This is a genomic window from Candidatus Eisenbacteria bacterium, assembly GCA_035577985.1.
Taxonomy (GTDB): Bacteria; Desulfobacterota; Binatia; order DP-6; family DP-6; genus DATJZY01.
Genome location: DATJZY010000010.1, coordinates 20,243 through 40,766, shown reverse-complemented (window position 1 = coordinate 40,766; position 20,524 = coordinate 20,243). Strand labels below are relative to the sequence as shown.

At 71.8% G+C, this 20,524-nt stretch carries 26 protein-coding genes; 18 read left to right on the top strand and 8 right to left on the bottom strand.

Features of this window, described 5'->3' with window-relative positions; translation table 11 throughout:
- Window positions 1-4 precede the first annotated feature (4 nt).
- Genes VMS22_01115 through hemE form a run of 4 tightly spaced genes read right to left on the bottom strand, consistent with a single transcriptional unit; the run spans window position 5 to window position 4,255 of the window.
- The gene (locus tag VMS22_01115) at window positions 5-928 is read right to left on the bottom strand and encodes an LLM class flavin-dependent oxidoreductase (GenBank protein ID HXJ32613.1); all 924 of its coding nucleotides are present in this window, start codon (window positions 926-928) and stop codon (window positions 5-7) included.
- Between the two features lie 8 nt (window positions 929-936).
- The gene (gene hemG, locus VMS22_01110; protein ID HXJ32612.1) at window positions 937-2,316 is read right to left on the bottom strand and encodes a protoporphyrinogen oxidase; all 1,380 of its coding nucleotides are present in this window, start codon (window positions 2,314-2,316) and stop codon (window positions 937-939) included.
- On the bottom strand, window positions 2,313-3,221 hold the full coding sequence (hemH, locus tag VMS22_01105; GenBank protein ID HXJ32611.1) for a ferrochelatase: 909 nt from the start codon (window positions 3,219-3,221) through the stop codon (window positions 2,313-2,315). The genes hemG and hemH overlap by 4 nt, the downstream gene beginning before the upstream one ends.
- A gap of 8 nt (window positions 3,222-3,229) precedes the next feature.
- A complete protein-coding gene (hemE, locus tag VMS22_01100) occupies window positions 3,230-4,255 on the bottom strand; it encodes a uroporphyrinogen decarboxylase (protein ID HXJ32610.1) in 1,026 nt (341 codons plus the stop codon).
- A gap of 81 nt (window positions 4,256-4,336) precedes the next feature.
- Here hemE and VMS22_01095 point away from each other — a divergent pair, with 81 nt between their 5' ends.
- Window positions 4,337-5,056: a hypothetical protein gene (locus VMS22_01095; protein HXJ32609.1), complete on the top strand. Its 720-nt coding sequence runs from the start codon at window positions 4,337-4,339 to the stop codon at window positions 5,054-5,056.
- 8 nt (window positions 5,057-5,064) lie between these two features.
- Here the strand turns inward: VMS22_01095 and VMS22_01090 are convergent, their stop codons facing one another.
- Genes VMS22_01090 through VMS22_01080 form a run of 3 tightly spaced genes read right to left on the bottom strand, consistent with a single transcriptional unit; the run spans window position 5,065 to window position 6,931 of the window.
- Window positions 5,065-5,868 carry a uroporphyrinogen-III synthase gene (locus VMS22_01090; GenBank protein HXJ32608.1) on the bottom strand — a complete coding sequence of 268 codons (804 nt, stop codon included), beginning with the start codon at window positions 5,866-5,868 and terminating at the stop codon, window positions 5,065-5,067.
- A gap of 4 nt (window positions 5,869-5,872) precedes the next feature.
- Window positions 5,873-6,388, bottom strand: coding sequence for a hypothetical protein (locus VMS22_01085; protein ID HXJ32607.1), 516 nt, complete (start codon window positions 6,386-6,388; stop codon window positions 5,873-5,875).
- Window positions 6,389-6,418: 30 nt separating this feature from the next.
- The gene (locus tag VMS22_01080) at window positions 6,419-6,931 is read right to left on the bottom strand and encodes a hypothetical protein (protein ID HXJ32606.1); all 513 of its coding nucleotides are present in this window, start codon (window positions 6,929-6,931) and stop codon (window positions 6,419-6,421) included.
- Between VMS22_01080 and yacG the strand changes: the two genes are divergently transcribed.
- Genes yacG through VMS22_01025 form a run of 11 tightly spaced genes read left to right on the top strand, consistent with a single transcriptional unit; the run spans window position 6,823 to window position 13,762 of the window.
- Window positions 6,823-7,194 carry a DNA gyrase inhibitor YacG gene (yacG, locus tag VMS22_01075; GenBank protein ID HXJ32605.1) on the top strand — a complete coding sequence of 124 codons (372 nt, stop codon included), beginning with the start codon at window positions 6,823-6,825 and terminating at the stop codon, window positions 7,192-7,194. The genes VMS22_01080 and yacG overlap by 109 nt on opposite strands.
- Before the next feature lies 1 nt (window position 7,195).
- Window positions 7,196-8,008: an acyl-ACP--UDP-N-acetylglucosamine O-acyltransferase gene (gene lpxA / locus VMS22_01070; GenBank protein ID HXJ32604.1), complete on the top strand. Its 813-nt coding sequence runs from the start codon at window positions 7,196-7,198 to the stop codon at window positions 8,006-8,008.
- Between the two features lie 53 nt (window positions 8,009-8,061).
- A complete protein-coding gene (locus VMS22_01065; protein HXJ32603.1) occupies window positions 8,062-8,472 on the top strand; it encodes a cytochrome c maturation protein CcmE in 411 nt (136 codons plus the stop codon).
- Window position 8,473: 1 nt separating this feature from the next.
- On the top strand, window positions 8,474-10,456 hold the full coding sequence (locus tag VMS22_01060; GenBank protein HXJ32602.1) for a heme lyase CcmF/NrfE family subunit: 1,983 nt from the start codon (window positions 8,474-8,476) through the stop codon (window positions 10,454-10,456).
- Window positions 10,457-10,467: 11 nt separating this feature from the next.
- A complete protein-coding gene (locus VMS22_01055; GenBank protein HXJ32601.1) occupies window positions 10,468-10,926 on the top strand; it encodes a cytochrome c-type biogenesis protein CcmH in 459 nt (152 codons plus the stop codon).
- A complete protein-coding gene (locus VMS22_01050) occupies window positions 10,923-11,219 on the top strand; it encodes a hypothetical protein (GenBank protein HXJ32600.1) in 297 nt (98 codons plus the stop codon). Before VMS22_01055 ends, VMS22_01050 begins: the two co-directional genes overlap by 4 nt.
- Window positions 11,216-11,536 carry a methionine--tRNA ligase subunit beta gene (gene metG / locus VMS22_01045; protein ID HXJ32599.1) on the top strand — a complete coding sequence of 107 codons (321 nt, stop codon included), beginning with the start codon at window positions 11,216-11,218 and terminating at the stop codon, window positions 11,534-11,536. The genes VMS22_01050 and metG overlap by 4 nt, the downstream gene beginning before the upstream one ends.
- A gap of 6 nt (window positions 11,537-11,542) precedes the next feature.
- Window positions 11,543-12,265, top strand: coding sequence for a heme ABC exporter ATP-binding protein CcmA (gene ccmA / locus VMS22_01040; protein HXJ32598.1), 723 nt, complete (start codon window positions 11,543-11,545; stop codon window positions 12,263-12,265).
- A 1-nt stretch (window position 12,266) separates the two neighbouring features.
- On the top strand, window positions 12,267-12,932 hold the full coding sequence (locus VMS22_01035; GenBank protein HXJ32597.1) for a heme exporter protein CcmB: 666 nt from the start codon (window positions 12,267-12,269) through the stop codon (window positions 12,930-12,932).
- A gap of 9 nt (window positions 12,933-12,941) precedes the next feature.
- On the top strand, window positions 12,942-13,628 hold the full coding sequence (ccsA, locus tag VMS22_01030) for a cytochrome c biogenesis protein CcsA (protein ID HXJ32596.1): 687 nt from the start codon (window positions 12,942-12,944) through the stop codon (window positions 13,626-13,628).
- On the top strand, window positions 13,625-13,762 hold the full coding sequence (locus tag VMS22_01025; GenBank protein ID HXJ32595.1) for a CcmD family protein: 138 nt from the start codon (window positions 13,625-13,627) through the stop codon (window positions 13,760-13,762). The genes ccsA and VMS22_01025 overlap by 4 nt, the downstream gene beginning before the upstream one ends.
- Before the next feature lie 12 nt (window positions 13,763-13,774).
- Here VMS22_01025 and VMS22_01020 read toward each other — a convergent pair whose 3' ends face one another.
- Window positions 13,775-14,707, bottom strand: coding sequence for a LysR substrate-binding domain-containing protein (locus VMS22_01020; GenBank protein ID HXJ32594.1), 933 nt, complete (start codon window positions 14,705-14,707; stop codon window positions 13,775-13,777).
- Window positions 14,708-14,822: 115 nt separating this feature from the next.
- On the opposite strand from VMS22_01020, the gene VMS22_01015 reads away from it, so the two are divergent.
- The 6 genes from VMS22_01015 to VMS22_00990 all read left to right on the top strand — a co-directional run bounded on the left by VMS22_01015 (window position 14,823) and on the right by VMS22_00990 (window position 20,524).
- Window positions 14,823-15,362, top strand: coding sequence for a peroxiredoxin (locus VMS22_01015; GenBank protein HXJ32593.1), 540 nt, complete (start codon window positions 14,823-14,825; stop codon window positions 15,360-15,362).
- A 24-nt stretch (window positions 15,363-15,386) separates the two neighbouring features.
- Window positions 15,387-15,860, top strand: a complete 474-nt coding sequence (gene dps, locus VMS22_01010; GenBank protein HXJ32592.1) for a DNA starvation/stationary phase protection protein Dps — start codon at window positions 15,387-15,389, stop codon at window positions 15,858-15,860.
- An 86-nt stretch (window positions 15,861-15,946) separates the two neighbouring features.
- Complete coding sequence (locus VMS22_01005; protein HXJ32591.1) at window positions 15,947-17,179, top strand: cytochrome P450; 1,233 nt, start codon at window positions 15,947-15,949, stop codon at window positions 17,177-17,179.
- Window positions 17,176-18,531, top strand: a complete 1,356-nt coding sequence (locus VMS22_01000; GenBank protein ID HXJ32590.1) for an MFS transporter — start codon at window positions 17,176-17,178, stop codon at window positions 18,529-18,531. The genes VMS22_01005 and VMS22_01000 overlap by 4 nt, the downstream gene beginning before the upstream one ends.
- Window positions 18,532-18,679: 148 nt before the next feature.
- Window positions 18,680-19,018: a P-II family nitrogen regulator gene (locus tag VMS22_00995; protein ID HXJ32589.1), complete on the top strand. Its 339-nt coding sequence runs from the start codon at window positions 18,680-18,682 to the stop codon at window positions 19,016-19,018.
- A gap of 153 nt (window positions 19,019-19,171) precedes the next feature.
- Window positions 19,172-20,524, top strand: coding sequence for an FAD-binding oxidoreductase (locus tag VMS22_00990; GenBank protein HXJ32588.1), 1,353 nt, complete (start codon window positions 19,172-19,174; stop codon window positions 20,522-20,524).

Below are 20,524 nucleotides of genomic sequence, written 5' to 3'. Positions count from 1 at the left end.
GCCCCTACAGCGCTCCGATCACTTCGCGCGCGAGAAGGCGGATCGTCTCCCCCTCGCCCCGATCGTGCAGGAAGAACACGACGCCGTCGACGCCGATCCGCCGGCGTGACTCGAGTCGTCTGAGAACGTCGTCGGGCGTGCCGCAGTAGCCGTGCGTCTCGAAGGCCCATCCGGGGCCGCCGAACCGTCGCAGGGCGTCCGCGCGTGCGGCGTCGACCTGGTCGCGGCGCGCAACCAGCGCCAGCACCGCCTCCTCGGTCACGCGCAGCGTCGCCGGATCGCGGCCGATGCGCCGGCACTCGTCGTGGAGCCGTGCGCGGCGCTCCTCGAGCACACCCAGGGCGTACGTGGGGCAGTTCCAGACGTCGGCGTGGCGCGCGACGACGGGAAGCGTGCGCTTCGGGCCCGCGCCGCCGACGTGGATCGGCGGATGGGGGCGCTGGACCGGGCGGGGCAAGCTCGGCGCACGGTCGAGGCGGTAGTGGCGGCCGTGGAAGGTGACGACGTCCTCGGTGAACAAGCGCCGCACCACCGTAAGGGCTTCGTCGAGCTCCTGGGCGCGCTCGGCGTCCGAGCCGAACGGCAGGCCGAACTCGCCGAACTCCTGCGCGTACGAGCCGCTGCCGAGCCCGAGCGACAGGCGACCGCCGCTCGCGTGGTCGAGCGTGGTCGCCATCTTGGCGAGCAGCGCGGGGTGGCGAAATCCGTTCGCGAGCACGAGGTGCCCCAGGCGAATGCGACGCGTCACCACCGCGAGCGCCGCCGCCGTCGTCCAGGCTTCGAACGACGGCACGCGCGGGAACGCCGGCGGATAGAGGTGGTCCATGAACCACACCGAGCCGATGCCCTCGTGATCGCAGGCGACCACGCGCTCGCGCAGCGCATCCCACGTGTAGCCGACCTGCGGCAGGTAGACGCCGACCTCCATGCGCGGGCTCACCGCGGGCCGAGCACGGCGTCGGCCGCGCTCTCGCCGCTGTGCACGCAGTCCGGAATGCCGATGCCGTGATAGCCGCCGCCCGCGAGCGCGAGCCCGCGCAGCGTCGCCACCTGGCCGACGATGGTCTGCATGCGCGAGAGATGTCCCACGTCGTACTGCGGCATCGCGCGCGGCCAGCGGTCGACGCGCGCCAGCACGGGTTCGGCGGTGAGACCGAGGAAACGACCGAGCTCGCGCCGCGCGGCGGTGACGAGCGTCGCGTCGTCGGCCGCCACGAGCTCGGGACGTCGCACGCCGCCCACGAACGTGCGCAGGAGATCGAACCCCTCGGGCGCGCGGCCCGGCCACTTCCGGCTCGAGAAGGTGCACGCGAGGATGTCCCGGCGGTCGACGGCCGGCACGACGAACCCGAAGCCCGGCAGTCCGTTCGGCAGATCCCGCGTCCGGACGCCCAGGGTGACGATGGCCGACGATGCGTAGGCGATCGTGCCGAGCGCGTCGGCGAGCGGCGCCGCGGTCGCACCGAGGAGCGCCGCGGCCACGTACGCCGGGCATGCGAGGACGACGGCGTCGGCGACGACGCGCTCGCCGCCGGCCCGCAGCGCCCACGCGCCGCCCTCGCGCGCGAGCGTGTCGACGCGGGCGTCGGTCCGCACGACGCCGCGCGGAAGACGCGCCGCGAGCGCGTCGATCAGCGCGCCCATTCCGTCGCGGTGCGCGACGAACAGGCCGTAGCGGGCACCGGCCACGCCGCGCGTCGCGGTCGAGCGCCGCAGCCCCAGGATGATGCTGCGATGCTTCGCTTCGAGGTCGCGGAAGCGGGGCATCGTGGCGGCCACGGACAGACGCTCGGGGTCCCCGGTATAGATGCCCGACGCGAGCGGATCCGCGACCCGGTCGAGCGCCTCGCGCCCGAGCCGGCGGCGGACGAACGACGCGAGCGTCTCGTCGCCGTCGCTCGGCCGGCGCGGCAGGACGAGATCGAGTCCCATGCGCAGCTTCCCCGGCCACGAGAAGAGCGACGATCGGGCGAGCGGCCAGAGCGACGTCGGCGCCAGCAGCAAGAACCCGTCCGGCAGCGGATGGAGCCGGTCGCCGCGGGCGACGTACGTCCGGCGATCGTCCTCGCGCGTCCCCACGAGGTCGCCCGCGATGCCGAGCCGGTCGCAGAGCTCGAGCGCCCACGGCTTCTCGGTGATGAACGAGTCGGGACCGGTCTCGATCGTGAAGCCGCCGTCGCGGACGGTCGCGATCGTGCCGCCGAGACGCGCCCCCGCTTCGAGGAGCGTCAGCGTCGCGTCCGGCGCGCGCTCGGCGACCCGCAGCGCCGCGGCGAGCCCGGCGATGCCGCCTCCGACGACGACGACGCGCGTCACCCGCCGGCGCTCCGCACGACGTCGGCGAGCATCGCGACGAACGCCGGGTGGTCGTTGACCGCGCTCGCGCGCACGAAGCCGAGCCCGACGTCGCACGCCGTCTGCCGCGCTTCGACGTCGAGGTCGTACAGCACCTCGACGTGGTCGCACACGAAGCCGATCGGCGCCACGACGACGTCGCGCGCCCCGCGGGCCCGGAGCGCGCGCAGCACGTCGTTGACGTCGGGCTCGAGCCAGGGATCGCGGGGATTGCCGCTGCGGCTCTGATAGGCGACCTGCCAGTCGGATACGCCGAGCGCCGCGGCGACGGCCGTGGCCGTCTCGGCGATCTCGCGCTCGTAGGGCGAGACGGCGGCGGTCGCGACCGGGACGCTGTGGGCGGTGAAGACGACCGCCGCAGCGGTCCGCCGGTCGGCGGGGAGCGTGCTGCGCGCCGTCGCGACGCAGGCGGCGACGGCCTCGATGAATCGCGGGTGCACGTGCCACGTCGAGACCCACGCGACCTCGGGCGCCCGCGCGCCGGCACGGGCTCGCGCCTCGGCGACGGCCTCGACGTAGCGCTCGCGGCTCGCCTCGTTCGCGTGCGGCGAGAGCACGAGCCCGACGGCCCGCCGCACGCCGTTCCTCGTCATCTCCGCCACGACGTCGGCGATGTACGGCGCCCAGTTCCGCATGCCGACGTAGACGGGAAGCGACCCCAGTGCGCGGCGGAGGCCGTCGGCCTGCCGGAAGGTCAGCTCGTTCATGGGCGAGCGCCCGCCGATGAGCTCGTAGTGATGCGCCACGGCATCGAGTCGCTCGGCCGGGATACGCCGCCCACGCGTCACGTTTTCGAGGAACGGGCGGATCTCGTCGGGCGCGGTCGGCCCGCCGAAGGCGAGTAGCAGCACGGCGTCGGCCGGCATCGGACCGCTCAGCGCACCGCCGAGAGCTCGTGCACCATCTCGACCAGCGCCTGCACGTTCGCGACCGGCGTGTCGGGAAGGATGCCGTGCCCCAGGTTGAAGACGTGCCCGGGACGCCGCGCGGCCTGACCGAGAATGCGCGCGACGGCGCGGCGGATGTCGGCGAGGGGGGCGAACAGCACGGCGGGATCGAGGTTGCCCTGCACGGCGACGTCGTAGCCGAGCCGTGCCCAGGCCGCGTCGAGGTCGACGCGCCAGTCGAGGCCGATGACGTCGCCGCCCGCCGCCCGCTGGCAATCGAGAAGGCCCGCGGTGTCGGTGCCGAAGTGGATCACCGGCACGCCGCGCGTGATGCCGGCGATCAGCTCGCGCATGTGCGGCAGCACGAACGTGCGGTAGTCGGCCGGTGCGAGGCAGCCGACCCAGCTGTCGAAGAGCTGGACGGCGTCGGCGCCGGCGGCGATCTGCAGGTTCAGGTAGTCGCGCACCGCCACCACGAGCCGCTCCATGAGCGCGCGCCACGCGCCGGGATCGTCGTGCATGAAGCGCTTGGTGGCGAGGAAGCTCCGCGAGCTGCCGCCCTCGATCAGGTACGACGCGAGCGTGAACGGCGCGCCCGCGAACCCGATGAGCGGCACCTCGAGAGCGGCGCGCGCGCGGCGGACGGACTCGGCCACGTACTCGAGCGCACCGGGCGCGACCGGCCGCAAGCGATCGACGTCGGCCGCGCTCGCGATGCGCGTGCGGATCACGGGGCCGTCGCCGGCCGTGAACTCGATCGACGCCCCGAGCGGCTCCAGCACGAGCAGGATGTCGGCGAAGATGATGGCCGCGTCGACGCCGAGGCGCTCGACCGCCGTCACCGTCACCTCGGCCGCCGCCTCGGGCGTCTTGCAGAGCTCGAGAAACCCGTAGCGCGCACGCACGCTCCGGTACTCGGCCATGTACCGGCCCGCCTGCCGCATGAGCCACACCGGGGTGAACGGGACGGGCTCGCGGCGGCAGGCCGCGAGGAACGGGGGCGGCTGCACCACCTTTGGGAGTATGCGGAAGCCCCCGGGGAATCAAGGAAGGGCCGCCTCAAGTCCCGGGGCGATCGTGCCGAGAATCCAGCCGTGAGCCAGGGGCCCGCGGCGCGGACCGGCGAGGAGGCGCTTACGGCGTCGCAGGCCGCGGCGCGCGCCGTGCGCGACGCGCTCGCCCAGTCGCGCTCGCAGCGCGACGAGCTCCTCGTGCTGGCGGGGCACGACATCCGCAACGCGATCGGGATCGTCGACTCGGCTCTGACGATGATCGAGGACGCGCCGGACCTCGCGCCGTCGATGTACGCGATGATGCGCCGGGCGACGCATCGCATGGGCATCCTCGTGCGCGCCCTGGTCGACGTCGATCAGCTCCAGCGCGACGCGATGCCCCTCACGCCGGCGGCGTCCCGCTGGGGGATCGTCGTGACGCCGGTCGTCGAAGCCGCCGTGGCGATCGCGGCCACCAAGGGCGTCACGATCCGCGAGCTGGGCCCGTCCGACACCGCCCTCACGTGCGACGCGACGATCGTCGAGCGAACGGTGACCGCGCTCCTCGACCATGCCATCGGCATGACGCCCGACGGCAGCACCGTGGACGTCGAGGGGACGCGCATCGCCGAGAACCGCTTCCGCGTCCGCATCGCGCATCCCGGGCGTGCCGTCGCCATCGAGGCGCTCGAGAAGTATTTCACGACGCTGCCGCTACGCTACGCGCGGCTCGCGGCCGTGCGTCACGGCGGTGCCCTGCGTGCCGTGTCGCCGCTCGAGAACGGCGCCGGCTTCGCGTTCGACTTCGAGCTGACGGCCTAGCAGCTGCTCTAGGCGCGTCGCTTGGCCGCGGCGCGCGCGACCGCCTCCCGCGCGACGAGGGCGACGAGCGGGCCCAGCTTCGGCGGGCTCGCCTCGAGATCGACGGCGACCCCGTGCGCGTCCAACGCCTCCGAGCAGACCGGCCCCACCGACGCGACGACGACGCGTCCCAGTTCGCGGCGCAACGCGTCCACGTCGCCGGCCACTGCGAAGGCGTGCGCGATCTGCACGGCGCTCGTGAAGACGGCCACGTCGGCGTCGCCTCGCACGATGGCGTCGATGCCGGCGCGCAGCGCGCGCGTGTCCTCGGGAAGCGCCCATTCGTAGACGGGAACCGCCAGCACGCGCAGGCCACGGGCCGCGAGGCCGTCGTAGAGGTTGCGCGGCGGCGAGCCGTATTCCTGCACGGCGACGAGGCTTCCGCTCGCCAGCCCGAGCCCGTCCACGACCGGCAGCACCTCGCGCCAGGTGTTCGGCGACGGGACGGCGATCGCACCCGGGATGCCGAGCTCGCGCAGGGCGGCGAGCGGCTTCGGCCCGCGGGCGACGATCGGGGTCCGCGCGACGAGTGCCGGCAGGTCGGGAACCAGGCGTGCGAGCGCCCGCGTGCCGACGCCGGTCAAGAGCACCAGGGCGCCGACGGCCCCCTGCTCGAGCCCACGGCGAAGCGCGTCGGTCGCCGGCGACGTGGCGAGCGGCGCCTCGCGCAACGCGGGCGCACGCGTGACGATCGCCCCGTGGCGCTCGAGCATGCTCGCCAGCTCCTCGGCGCGGCGCGCCTCGAAGGCGACGATGCGGAGGCCCGCGGACATCCGGTCAGTCGGGTGGTCGCTTGCGCTGCCTGGCGTCGACGTCCGCGATCAGCTGCAGCATGAGGCTCGCGAACCGGCGGCACGCCTCGCGCTCGGCGGGCTCGAGCATGCCGAACGCTTCGACGGCCGGCTGGCGCCACAGGTCGGCCACGTCCGCGCGCAGCAGGAGCGGGATCTGCTTCATGATGCGCAGCGAGCCGAGCAGGATCTCGGCGTGGTCCTGCTGCATGTGCTCCTCGCCGTCGCGTGCGTCGACGACGCGGACGAAGAGGCTCGCATGCGGGTTGGCGCGCAGCGCGACGCCGGTGACGTCGGCCGTATTCTCGGTGATGCGCCGCCACGCGGTACCGCGCTCGACGAGCCCGGCGATGACGTCGCGATCTTCCGGGGGCAGCGTCACGAACGCGCGCAGCATGCGCCCGATCGTCGGGTCGGCGGCGAGATCGTTCGAGAGCCGCCGCGCGGTCGCGAGGAGCGCCTGCAGGGCGTCGAGCTGGGCGGCGGAGGAGCCGGCGGCCATGCCGGAGCTTCGACCGACCGGGGTCGGCTGTCAATCGGAATCGCGGTCGGCTTCCCGCACGAGCGTCATCATGCGCTCGTAGTACCAACGCAGGGTCTCGCGCTCGCTCGGATCCACCTGCCGGAGCCCGGCCACGATCGCGGGCTCCCAGATGGCCTGCATGTCGGAGCCGCGTTGAAATGCGCGGTGCATGACGCCCGCGGCCCGGATCACGGCCTGCACGATCTCCTCCGGGGACACGTACGGCACCGTCTCCTTGTCGACCAAGCGGAAGTAGAGCCGGGCGGTGGGGTTGGGCCTGGTCACGTTGATGCCCGTCATCGGCCCGTGCTTCCCCTCCTTCGTGAGGAGGCGGAGGTCGACCTCGCGTTCGAGGACGTCGACGATCGTCTGGCGATCCTCCGGCGGCATGCGCCCGAAGATGTCGAGCAGGCGTGCGAGGAGAGGATCCTGCAGCAGATCTTGCGCGATCCGCGCTGCGGAGGCGACGACGTCCTGGAGCGTGCCGAGCGTGTTGGTCGGATTGCGATCCCCGGAACTCATGTTCCGGCGTACGGTGCTCCGCGAACGGACGCGCTGTCAATCCGGTTTGGCAGGCGCGCGGCGCGGGAGGTAGACTTTCCGAAGTGCAACCCCGCCGCTGCCCGATCTGCCGCAGAGAGATCGTGTCAAAGGAAGAACCACACCGACCTTTCTGTTCCGAGCGGTGCCGTCTCCTCGATCTGTCGGCGTGGATCTCGGACCGCTACCGCATCGCCGGCGAGCCCCTGTCCGCTCGCGACCCGGCCGACGACGAGCCGTCCTGACGTGCCGATCCACCCGACCGCCGTCGTCGATCCGCGCGCGAGCATCGACCCCACCGCCGACATCGGCCCTTTCGTCGTAGTCGACTCCCCCGTTCGGGTGGGGTCCCGAACGCGGGTCATGGCGCATGCGTTCCTCACCGGCCCCCGCACCGAGATCGGCGCCGACAACGTGATCCACCCGGGGGCGGTGATCGGGCACGAGCCTCAGGACGTGAAGTACGCCGGCGCCCCGACGGGCCTCCGGATCGGGGATCGCAACGTCATCCGCGAGCACGCCGAGATCCAGCGGGCGACGGCTCCCGACACCTGGACGGTCGTCGGCGACGACAACTACTTCATGACCCGGTCGCACGTGGCCCACAACTGCACGATCGGGAACCAGACCGTCATCGCGAGCGGCGCGCTCGTCGCCGGCCATGCCAGCGTCGGCGATCAAGCGTTCGTTTCCGGCAACTGCGTCGTGCACCAGTACACCCGCATCGGACGCCTCGCGATCCTGCGCGGCCTCTCGCGGACGAGCCGCGACGTGCCGCCCTTCTCGATCATGGACGGCACGCACACCGTGCGCGGCATCAATCGGGTCGGGCTCCGTCGCGCGGGGTTCGACGCCGCACGCGTGCGTGCGCTCGCGAACGCCTTCCGCATTCTCTTCCGCGTGCGTACGAATCTCCGCGAGGCGATGGCCCGGGTCGAGGCCGAGTGCCGCTCGCCCGACGTCGACGAGCTGCTGGCGTTCATTCGCGAGGCCAAGCGCGGCGTTGCGATGGGGCCGCCCCGGGGCGGCGCGGCCGACGGCGACGCGGACGACGAGTAGTTGCCAATCGGAGGGCCCTTCCCTAGGGTGGAATGGCTCCTTCGACTGCGATGTTGAACCAACGCCGATTCATCGTCGGTGCCGTGCTGATCGCCGCGGCAGTCTCCTACCTCGTCTACGCCGGCATCAAGACCACCTCGATCTACTACTTCGAGATGGACGAGTTCCTCGCACGGCGCACGGCGCACGCCGGGGAAGATCTCCGCGTGAAGGGCTGGGTCCGCAGCGGCAGCATCAAGTGGGATGCGACCACGAACGCGCTCGCCTTCGAGCTCGCCCGCAAGGACGGCTCGAGCCCCATCCCGGTCGCCTACAACGGCATCCTGCCCGACATGTTCGCCGAAGGTCGCGAGGTCGTCGTCGAGGGCCGGTACGAGGTGCCGGGGCTGCGCGCCAAGCAGATCATGACGAGCTGCCCGTCGAAGTACGAAGCCAACAAGGACGGGCAGCCCCCGGGGGCCTGACATGCCGGAGATCGGTCGCCTCGCCATTTGCCTCGCGCTCCTGTGCGCCGCGTTCTCGGTCGGAGCCTCGCTCACGGGCGCGCTTCGCCGCCGCCGCGACTTCGTGCGGGCCGGCGAGCATGCCGCCTATGCCACCTTCGCCCTGGTCGTGCTCGCCGCGGGCATCCTCCTGCAGGCGCTCCTCACCCATGACTTCTCGCTCGAGTACGTGGCCGCCTACTCGTCGAGCACGCTGCCGACCAACTACACGGTGGCCGCGCTGTGGGGCGGGCAGAAGGGCTCGCTCCTGTTCTGGGCGTTCATGCTGACGCTCTTCACGACCATCGTGCAGTGGCAGAACCGCGAGCGGAACCGCGAGCTGATGCCCTACGTGACGGCGACGCTCATGATCGTCGCGGTGTTCTTCCTCGGGCTCGTCACCTTCATCACCGATCCGTTCGAGCGCCTGCCGGTGCCCGCGATGGAGGGCGCGGACCTGAACCCGCTGCTCCAGAACTACTGGATGATGATCCACCCGCCGTCGCTCTACACGGGCTACGTCTCCGCGTCGGTGCCCTTCGCGTTCGGCATGGCCGCGCTCGCGACCGGACGGCTCGGCGACCAGTGGATCCGCTCGACGCGCCGGTGGGCCCTCTTCTCGTGGTTCTTCCTGTCGCTCGGCAACCTCTTCGGCGCCATGTGGGCCTACGAGGTGCTCGGTTGGGGCGGCTACTGGGCGTGGGACCCGGTCGAGAACGCGGCGTTCATGCCGTGGCTCGTCTCCACCGCGTACCTGCACTCGGTCATGATCCAGGAGAAGAAGGACATGCTCCGGGTCTGGAACATGGTCCTCGTCCTGCTGACGTTCACGCTGACGATCTTCGGGACGTTCCTCACCCGCAGCGGCGTCATCTCGTCCGTGCACTCGTTCACGCAGTCCGGCCTGGGGCCGTTCTTCATCGGCTTCCTCATCCTCGTGCTCCTGGTCGCGGGCGGGCTCGTCGCCTACCGGCTGCCGGAGCTCCGCACCACGGGGACGATCGAGTCGTTCCTGTCGCGCGAGGCGGCGTTCCTGTTCAACAACCTCATCCTGGTCGGGATCGCGTTCGCGGTCTTCTGGGGGACCGTCTTCCCCGTCCTCTCCGAATGGGTGCGGGGCGTGAAGATCACGGTCGGGCCGCCGTTCTTCAACCGCGTGAACGCGCCGCTCGGGGTGGCGCTCCTCTTCCTCATGGGCGTCGGCCCCGTGATCGCCTGGCGCCGTGCGACGCCGAAGAACCTCTGGCGTGCGTTTGCGTTTCCGGTGGGCTCCGGGCTCGCCGCCGCGGTCGTGCTGCCGCTCGTCGGAGTGCCCTTCGGCTACGCGTACGCGACCTTCGCGATCGGCGTCTTCGTGATGGGCACGATCGTGCAGGAGTTCTGGCGCGGTATGCGAGCCCGGCAAGCGCTGCTCACCGAGAGCGCGCCGCGGGCGCTCGCGCGCGTGGTGGGCAAGAACCGCCGGCGCTACGGCGGCTACGTGATCCACGTCGGCATCGTGATGATGTTCGTCGGCATCGCGTCGTCGAGCATGTTCCGCGTCGAGGCGCAGCAGACCCTCGCCGCAGGGCAGGAGATGACCGCCGGCCGCTACACGCTCCGCTTCGAGCGGATCGAGAACCACGAAGACGGCCACATGGCGTCGAGCGCCGCCGTCATGAGCGTCTTCCGGGATGGCGTGCAGATCGACACGCTCAAGCCCGAGAAGCGCTTCTACAAGAAGCCGAAGCAGCCGACCACGGAAGTCGCGAACCGCTCGACCCTGCGCGAGGACCTCTACCTCGTGCTCGGCTCGTACGATCCGCAGACGAAGCTCGCGACGATCCTCGCCTACGTGAACCCGCTGGTGGTGTGGATCTGGATCGGCGGGCTCGTCCTCGCGATGGGCACGGCGATCGCTGTCTGGCCGACGGCCGCGGAGCGCCGCGCCGAGGTCGCGGTGCCCGGCGCGGTGCCCGCCGAGTGACGCGGCCGGCGATGCGGCTCGTCCTCCTCTTCCTCCTCCTGGGCGCGGCGCCGGTCCTGGCCGCCCCGACCCAGCAGGAGATCGAGGAGTCGCTCACCTGTCAGTGCGGGTGCGGGCTCACGGTCCACTCCTGCAACCACATCCAGTGCGGCTCGGGCGAGCCGATGAAGAAGGAGATCGCCGAGCGCCTCGCCCGCAACGAGACGAAGGAGCAGATCCTCGCGGCCTTCACGCAGCGCATGGGCGAGAAGGTCCTCTCGTCGCCGACCATGCAGGGCTTCAACTGGTTCGCCTGGGTGACGCCCTTCGCGGCGCTCCTCGTCGCGGGGACGATCCTCACGATCGTCGTGCGCCGGCGCGCCGTGGCGACCGCGGCGGCGCTGCCCCCGCCCGCCGCCGGGCCGCCGTCGACCGATCCGCTCCGCGCACAGCTCGCGCGCGAGCTCGCGGAGCTCGACCGCGAGTCATGACGCCGGTCACGATCGCGATCTTCTTCGTCGGGCTCGCGCTCGTCGTCGTGGTGGCCGTGTTCGTCGCGGCGCCCCTCTTCGGCGCGCCCGAGCTGACGGTCGATCCGGCCGCGCCCTCCGAGCGCGAGCGGTGGGAGCGCCAGAAGCGCCAGGCGATCGCGGCCATCAAGGAGACCGAGCTCGATCACCAGATGGGCAAGCTGTCGCAGGAGGACTTCGATCGCATGCGCGCCCGCTTCGAGGGTCAGGCGCTCGAAGCCATGGCGGCGCTCGAACGAGGAGGCCGGCGATGATCACGATCGAGCAGTTCCAGGGCGTCGAGCTGCGCGTGGCGACGGTGACGGCCGCCGAGCCGCACCCGAACGCCGACCGGCTGCTCGTCCTCCGGGTCGACCTCGGCACCGAGCAGCGCCAGATCGTGGCGGGCATCCGCGCCCACTACGACCCGGCGGCGCTCGTCGGCACGCAGGTGGTGGTGGTGGCGAACCTCGAGCCCGCCAAGCTCCGCGGCGTCGAGAGCCAGGGCATGCTCCTCGCGGCCTCGGGGGATGGGAAGCTCGCCGTCGTTCGGCCCGACGCTCCGATGCCCGCCGGCGCCGTGGTACGCTAGGCCTCGATGCCGCCGACTCCCGTCGTCGCCGAGGGGCTGCGGCGTACGTTCGCGGGTGTGACCGTGCTCGCGGGCGTCGACCTCGTCGTCGAGGGCGGCGAGTGCGTGGCGCTGCTGGGCGCCAACGGGGCCGGCAAGACGACGCTCCTGCGCGTCCTCGCCACGCTGCTTCGCCCGAGCGGGGGCCGCCTGCTGCTCTTCGGCGACGATGCCGCGAGCCGTCCGGAGCGCGCCCTCGCGCGCATCGGCTACGTGGGCCACGAGAGCGCGTGCTACGGCGATCTCACCGCAGCCGAGAACCTCGGTTTCTACGCCGATCTCTACGGCATCGCGGGGGCGGCGGCTCGCGTCGCCGAGCTGGTCGAATGGGCGGGGCTGGACCACGCCGCACGGCGGCCGATACGGACGTTCTCGCGCGGCATGACGCAGCGCCTGGCGCTCGCGCGGGCGCTCCTGCACCGCCCCGAGCTGCTGCTGCTCGACGAGCCGTTCAACGGGCTCGATCCGCAGGCGACGGCGGGCCTCGAGGGCCTCTTGCGCGAGCTGCGGGCGGCGGGCCACGCCATCGTACTTTCGACCCACGACGTCCCGCGCGCCTCCGCGCTCGCGACGCGGGTCGCGATCCTCCACCGCGGCCGGATCGACTGGAGCGGGGACGGCGGAGCCGGCGCCGGGGTCGCGATCGCCGCCCGTTTCGACGCGCTCATCGCGACGGTGCGGAGGGCCTGAGGTGCGCGCCGCGGTCGCGATCCTCCGCAAGGACCTCCGCATCGAGTGGCGGACGCGCGAGAGCGTGTCGGGGCTGGTCGCGCTCGGCATCCTGCTCCTCGTCGTGTTCACGATCGCGCACGATCCCACGCCGGACCAGGCGCCGCTGCTGGCTCCCAGCGTGCTGTGGGCGACGTTCGTCTTCACCGGCCTCCTCGGCGTACAACGCAGCTTCCTCCTCGAGCGCGAGCAGGACTGTCTCGCCGGCCTCCTCCTGGCGCCGATCGATCCCGCGGCGATCTTCGCCGGCAAGCTCGCCGCGAACATGGTGCTGCTCGGCGCCATGCAGGTGATCGTCGTCCCGATGGTGGGCCTCCTCCTGCACGTCGACTTCCTTCCGGTGCTGCCCGGCCTGCTCGTCGTCCTGACGCTCGGAAACCTCGGCTTCGCGGCCGGAGCGACCCTCTTCACCGCGATCGCCGTCCGCACGCGCGCGCGCGAGGTGCTCCTGCCGCTGCTGCTGCTGCCCCTCGTGCTGCCGGTGCTCATCGCGGGCGTGAAGGCGACCCAGGCGGTCCTCGCCGGCGGGCTCGCGCGGGCCGGCGACGCGCTCGCCGTGCTGGGCGCCTTCGACGTCATCTTCACGGTGGCCGGGTGGCTCCTCTTCACGTATGTTGTGCGCGACTAGGGGCTGACGATGCGGGGTGTCCTCGGATGGGCGGCCAGCGCCGCCATGCTCGTGACGCTCTATCTCATCTTCTGCGTCGTCCCGACCGAAGCGGAGATGGGCATCGTCCAGCGCATCTTCTACTTCCACGTGCCCTGCGCGTGGGTCGCGTTCGCCGGGTTCTTCACGGTCGCCGGGGCGAGCGCGGTCTACCTGTGGAAGGGATGGCCGGGGGCGGACCATCTGGCGGTGGCCGCGGCCGAGGTGGGCGTCCTCTTCTGCACCCTCGTGCTCGTGACGGGGCCCATCTGGGCGCGTCCGATCTGGGGGGTCTGGTGGACCTGGGACCCGCGTCTCACCATGACCGTCATCCTGTGGGCGATCTACGTGGCCTACCTGATGCTGCGGGCGTTCGGCGGCGAGGGCGAGGCGGTGGCCCGGTACGCCGCGGTCCTCGGGATCGTCGGGGTGATCGACATCCCCGTGATCCACTATGCCGTGCGGCTCCTGGAGGGCATCCATCCCTCGGTGCTGACCCAGAAGCAGGGCGGGGGATCGGGCCTGGTCGATCCCATGATGCGGACGACGCTGTACGTGGCATCGGTCACGATGCTACTTGTGGGGGGATGGCTGGTGGCGCTCCGGGTTCGCACGGAGCGGCTCGCGGCGGAGGTGGCTGTGCTGAGGCGTGAGGTGGAGGAAGGGGGCGGGGTGTGACGAATCTCGGCTATCTGTTCGCGGCCTACGCGGCCGTGTGGATCGGCATCATCGCGTACGTGCGCTCGATCGAGCGGCGCACGCGCGAGCTCGAGGACGAGCTGCACGACATCCGCCAGCGCCGCGGCCGCTGAGCCCGACCCCCCTCACCGCCGTCGCACCGTCTTCTCCAGGCGCGTGTAGACGTCGCGCATCGTGCCCGCGATCGCGCGCAGCGCTTTGGCGAGCGGCGTCCCGGGCCGCCAGACGAGCGCGATCGTCCGTCCCGGCGTCGGCTTGGCGAACGGCCGCACGCGCAGCGTGCCGCGCCGGTTCTCCATCGGAACGGCCAGCTCCGGCAGCACCGTCACGCCGGCGCCGCTCGCGACCATCTGCGTGAGGGTCGCGAGGCTCGTCGCCCGGTAGTCGAGCTCCTCGGCGTGCGCACGCGTGCACCAGGCGAGCGCCTGGTCGCGGAAGCAGTGTCCGTCGTCGAGCAGGAGCACGCTCTCGCCGTCGAGGTCCTTCGGCGTGGCCGGCGTCATCTTCACCCCGAGCCGGTGGCCGAGCGGCGTCGCCAGCACGAACGCATCACGCCCGACGACCTCGTGCTCCACGTCGCCGAGGTCGGCCTCGAGCGCGACCAGCGCGGCGTCGAGATCGCCGGCGCGCAGCTTCGCCGCCAGCACGGCCGTCTTGTCCTCGGTCCACTGGAGGCGCAGCCGCGGGTAGCGGGTGCGGAGCACGGGCGCGATCTCGGGCACGAGGTAGGGTGAGATGGTCGGGATCACGCCGAGGCGCAGCGTGCCCGCGAACGGATCGGTGAGGCGCGTCGCGGCTTCGACCAGGTCGTCGGCTTCGCGCAGGACGTCGCGCGCGCGGGAGAGCAGCTCCTCGCCGGCGCGCGTCGGCAGCACGCGGCGCTTGGTGCGCTCGAACAGCGTCACGCCGAGCGCGCGCTCGAGCTGTGCCACTTGCGCGGAGAGCGACGGCTGCGAGACGGCGCACAGGTCGGCGGCCCGCCGGAAGCTGCGCGTCTCGGCGATGGCGGCGACGTACTGGAGCTGGCGGAGGGTGCAGGGATGCGGGGACCAGCGCATGATAGGATCCACCTATCACACCGATCGAAACTTTGTCTTGGACGGATCACCGCCCCGGCCCTACCCTGTGCTCCGGGCGACCAGGAGGCCGCCCGAAGACGAGAGGAGATCCGACATGCGTAGCGTAGGTGACAAGCTTCCGGCCTTCCGGCTCCAGGCGGTCGTTTCGACCGAGCCCGGCCGCGAGTTCCAGGAGATCGACGACAAGGCGTACCCGGGCAAGTGGAAGGTCGTCTTCTTCTGGCCCATGGACTTCACGTTCGTCTGCCCGACCGAGATCGCCGAGTTCGGCCGCCGCACGGCCGACTTCCGCGCCCGCGGCGCCGAGGTGCTAGGCGTCAGTACCGACACCCACTACGTGCACCTCGCGTGGCGCACGCACGAACCGATGCTCCGTGATCTGCCCTTCCCGATGATCGCGGACACCAAGCGCGAGCTCGCGACGGCGCTCGGCGTGCTGCACCCGAGCGAGGGCGTCGCGCTGCGGGCGACGTTCATCGTCGACCCCGAGGGCACGATCCGGCACGCGAGCGTCAACGACCTGGCCGTCGGGCGCAGCGTCGACGAGACCCTCCGGATCCTCGCCGCGCTGCAGACGGGCGGTCTCACACCTTGCAACTGGAAGCCGGGAGACCCTAATTTGCGCGCGGCGTGACCCCACGCCCCGGAAAGGAGCCCCATGCACAAGACCCGCAACGATCTGCCCAAGCCCACCCGGACGAAGATGATCGACCTCCTGAACGCCCGCCTCGCCGACGCGATCGACCTCTACGCGCAGGTGAAGCAGGCCCACTGGAACGTGAAGGGGATGCAGTTCATCGCCCTGCACGAGCTGTTCGACAAGGTCGCCGAGTCGGTCGAGGAAGGCGTCGACGAGATCGCCGAGCGCGCGGTCGAGCTCGGCGGCACCGCGAACGGCACGCTGCAGACGGTCGTGAAGCGGACGACGCTCGCGCCGTATCCGCTCAACGTGTCGGCCGGCAAGGACCACGTGAAGCGCATCGCCGACGCGCTCGCGGCCTACGGGCGCAACCTCCGCGCCGCGATCGCCACGGCGGCCGAGGCCGGTGACGCCGACACCTCGGACCTGTTCACCGAGATCTCGCGCGCCGCCGACAAGCAGCTCTGGTTCGTGGAGGCGCACCTCCAGTAGTTCGGCCGAACGGTCGCCGCGGGGTGGTCTCCGGCACCCCGCGGCGTTGACGGTCCGCTGGCGCCGCCACTACTGTCCCGGGCAGGGTGCCGCTCGCGGACATCGACCTCACCGACCTCGACAACTTCGCGAACGGCTTTCCGCACGAGCTGTTCGCCGTCCACCGCCGCGAGGCGCCCGTCCATTGGCACGCCCCCACCGCGCACACGCCCGACGGCGAGGGCTTCTGGTCGGTGGCGACCCACGCCGAGTCGCTCGCGGTGATGAGCGACGCCGCGACCTACTCGTCGGAGACGGGTGGGGCGCGCCCGTACGGCGGCACGATCCTCCCCGACTCGCCGGCAGCGGGCCAGGTCCTCAACATGATGGACGACCCGCGCCATCACCGCGTCCGCCAGCTCGTCTCGCGCGGCCTCACGCCGCGCACGATCGCTCGGCTCGGCGACGACCTCCGCCGCCGCACGCGCGACCTGCTGGAGATCGCGGCGAGCCGCGGCGAGATCGACTTCGTGACGGACGTCGCGGGAGAGCTGCCGATGCAGGCGATCTGCATCCTCCTGGGCGTGCCCGAGGCCGATCGGCACCGGGTGTTCGAGTGGACCGATCGCTGCTTCGACTTCCGCGAGGGCGAGGCCTTCGCCGAGACGGACGAGTTCCGCACCGCGATGGCGCAGCTCTACGGTTACGGCATCGCGCTCATCGCCGAGAAGCGCACGCATCCGACCGACGACATGCTGTCGATCGTGACGCAGGCGCGGCTCGACGACCAGGACCCGCCCCATCTGACCGACCAGGAGCTGCATCTCTTCTTCTCGCTCCTGTTCGCGGCGGGATCGGACACGACGCGCAACACGGCGGCGGGCGGTCTCCTGGCGCTCGTGCAGCACCCGGACGAGCTCCGGCGCCTGCAGCGCGAGCCGGCGCTGCTCGGCAGCGCGATCGAGGAGATGGTGCGCTGGACGAGCCCCGCCGCCTACAACCGGCGCACCGCCACGCGCCCGACCATGCTGGGCACCCGGGCGATCGCGGCCGGTGACAAGGTCGTCTTCTGGGAGGCCTCCGCCAACCGCGACGAGCGCGTGTTCGGCGATGCGATGCGCTTCCAGGTGGCGCGTGACCCGAATCCGCACCTGGGGTTCGGGCACGGCGTTCATCACTGCCTCGGCGCGAACCTGGCGCGGCTCGAGCTGCGCGTGCTGTACGAGGAGCTGCTCGCACGCTTCGATACCCTCGAGCTCACCGGGGCGCCCGAGTGGACGCGGAGCAACAAGCACACGGGCCTGCGCCACCTGCCGATCCGGCTCGGGGCGCACCGTTGAGCTCGCCGCACGCGCCGGCGCCGCCGAAGGCACGGGAGCTGCTCGTCTACGGGTTCCTCACGCTGCCGCTCGCCGTCACGGGGTTGCCGCTCGCGATCTACATCGCGCCCTTCTACGCGGCGGAAGTGGGGCTCCCGCTCACCACCGTCGGCGTGGTCATCATGCTCGCCCGTGTCGCCGACGTCGTGGTCGATCCGATGATCGGGATTCTCTCGGACCGGCGCACGACGCGCTGGGGGCGGCGACGTCCCTGGATCCTCGCGGGCATGGTCGTGATGATGATCGGCACGTGGAGGCTGTTCGTTCCCGTGCCTCTGCCGGGAGCGAGCCCGGGCTACCTCCTCCTCTGGATCTTCGTGCTGTACGTCGGCTGGTCCCTCCTGAGCATCCCGTACGCCGCCTGGGGCGCCGAGATGTCGACCGACTACCACCAGCGTTCGCGCATCACCGGTGCGCGCGAAGCGTTCTCGGTGCTGGGGCTCATCGTGTCGGCGGTGGTGCCGTACGTCGCTGCGCTCGGCGGGCCGCCCGGACTCGCCCCGGGACTGCGTGCGCTGGCCGTGCTGACCGTCGTCCTGCTCCCGATCGGCACGCTGCTCCTGCTCGCCACCCTGCGCGAGCCGCCGCGCCCACCGTCGGCGACGACCATCCTCGCGTGGCGTCAGGGACTCGGGATCGTGTGGCGGAACGAGCCCTTTCGCCGCCTGCTCATCGCGTCGGTCCTGGGTGGGCTCGCGGCGGCGATCAACCAGGCGGTGGCGGTGCTCTTCTACGTGCACGTGCTCCGGCTCCCCGCCTCCGCCCAGGCCCTCGTGCTGATCTACTTCCTGGTCGGCGTGCTCGCGATCCCGTTCTGGGTGAACCTCAGCAAGCGCATCACGAAGCACCGGGCCCTCGCGATCTCGGGGCTGTGGAGCTGCGCATGGTTCCTGGTCGCGCCCTGGCTCCCGGCCGAGCAGATGCTCCCGGTGGCGGTGCTGAACGTCATGACCGGCGTCAGCATGGCCGTGCCGGCGGTGCTCGGCGGATCGATGGCCGCCGACGTCGTCGACCTGGACATGATCGAGAGCGGGGAGCCCCGCGCGGCCCTCTTCTTCTCGCTGTGGGGCATCGGCACGAAGCTCGCCCTCGCGCTCGGCATCGGCGTGGCGCTGCCAGTGCTGGACCTGGTGGGCTTCAAGACGGCTGGCCCCAATGGTCCGACGCAGCTCTGGGTGCTGAGCGGGCTCTTCTGCCTGCTTCCCGTTGCGATCTGGCTCGTCTCGATCTGGGCCATCTGGCGCTTCCCGATCACGCCGGAGCGACAGGCGGCGCTGCGCGAAGAGATCGCCCGGCGGGCCGTGACCGCCTGATCCGAGCCTCTCGGGCGACCCTGCCGGGAATCTGGGCACGGCATGCCCGGCCGGGCATCAGCGGGGAGGCCTTCTCTCCGCAGACGCCCGCCCGCGTACCGCCCGAGGCTGGCACCGACGTTGCTGAGCATCACCGGAAAGGATGCACATGAAGAAGATCGAGGCGATCATCAAACCGTTCAAGCTCGACGAGGTGAAGGAAGCGCTCGACCGCGCCGGCGTCTCGGGCCTCACCATCACGGAGGCCAAGGGATTCGGGCGGCAGAAGGGTCATACGGAGCTCTATCGCGGTGCCGAGTACCGAGTGGAGTTCCTGCCCAAGGTGAAGATCGAGGTGCTGGTCGACGATGCCAAGTCGGCGTCGGTCGTCGAAGCGATCATCGAAGCGGCGCGAACGGGACGCATCGGCGACGGCAAGATCTTCGTGTCGCCGATGGATGACGCCGTGCGCATCCGGACCGGGGAGCGCGGTCCGAACGCCCTCTGAGATGCCATAAGCAGCGCGGAACGCCGGGCAGGCCTGCGGCAGCGGATCGGTCCGGTGTGTGTCCCCCCACGGCCGACGGAACGCGAGTCCCGTCGGCCTTCGCGCGTTCGGGGCCGGCTTGAGGCGGCGCGGTGGTGGCGATAAGCGCGCAGCATGACGGGACAGGACCTGTCCGCGATCGTCCGCGAGCTCTCCGCCACGCTGGGGGATCGCTGCTCGACGCGGCCGGGCGACCTCGAGATCGCATCGCACGACGCCTCCTCGCAGCCCGCCTCGCGTCCGGGTGCCGTGGTGTGGCCGCTCACGACCGACGAGGTCGTTCTCGTGGTGCGCGCCTGCGCGCGCGCGGGAGTCCCCCTCACGGCGCGCGGCGCCGGATCGAGCCTCGAAGGAAATCCCATTCCGGCGCGCGGTGGGATCGTCCTCGACTGCTCGCGCATGACACGCGTGATCGGCGTGCGCGCCGACGACCTGCAGGTCGACGTGGAGCCCGGCGTCGTCTACGCGACGCTGAACCGCATCCTGCGACCGCACGGGCTCTTCTTCCCGCCCTCGCCGGGCGGCAGCGCCGACGTCGCGACCGTGGGCGGCATGGTCGCGAACAACGCCAGCGGCATCTACTCGGTCAGGTACGGCGGCACGCGCGACCACGTGCGGGCCGCGACCGTCGTCACCGGAGCCGGCGACGTCCTCCGCCTCGGCAACCGGGCCCGCAAGAGCGCGTCGGGCTACCACCTGCTGGGGCTTCTCGTCGGCTCCGAGGGGACGCTCGGCGTCATGACCGAGCTGACGCTCGCGCTCGCGGGCCTGCCCGCCGAGCGGCGACGCGGCGGGTTCGCGTTCCCGGACGCCGTCTCGGCCGCGCGCGCGACGGCGGAGATGTCGCGCCACGGCCTCGATGTCGCCGCGGTGGAGTTCCTCGATGCGCCGACGATCGCCGCCCTGAATCGCTTCCGCGGTTTCGGCCTGCGCGAGGCGCCGTCGCTCCTCGTCGAGGCGCACGGGAGTCGCAGCGGCGTGGACGAGGTGTGGGGGAGCGTCGCCGAGGTCGCGGGAGGGGCGGGCGGAACACCGATCGACCTCCCCGATCCATGGGCCGTCCGCGAGCTCGCGACCCGGGCGGTCGAAGCGCAACGTCCCGGCGCGGCGACCGTCCGCTCCGACCTGGCGATTCCCATCGGCGCGCTGCCGGCGCTCGTCGGCGCGTGCGAGCGGATCGCCGCCGAGCGGAGCGTCGTCGTCCACTGCTTCGGGCACGCGGGCATCGGCATCCTGCACGCGCTGATCCTCGCCGATCCCTCCGAGCTCCCGACCGCCGAGGCGGCGCGCGACGAGCTCGTCGAGACGGCGATCGGCCTCGGCGGGTCGTGCTCGGGCGAGCACGGCATGGGGCTCGGCAATCGCCGCTATGCCGCCCGCGAGCACGGGGCCGCGCTCGCGCTGATGCAGGGCCTGAAGGGCCTCTTCGACCCGCACGGGATTCTCAACCCCGGGAAGATGTGGTGA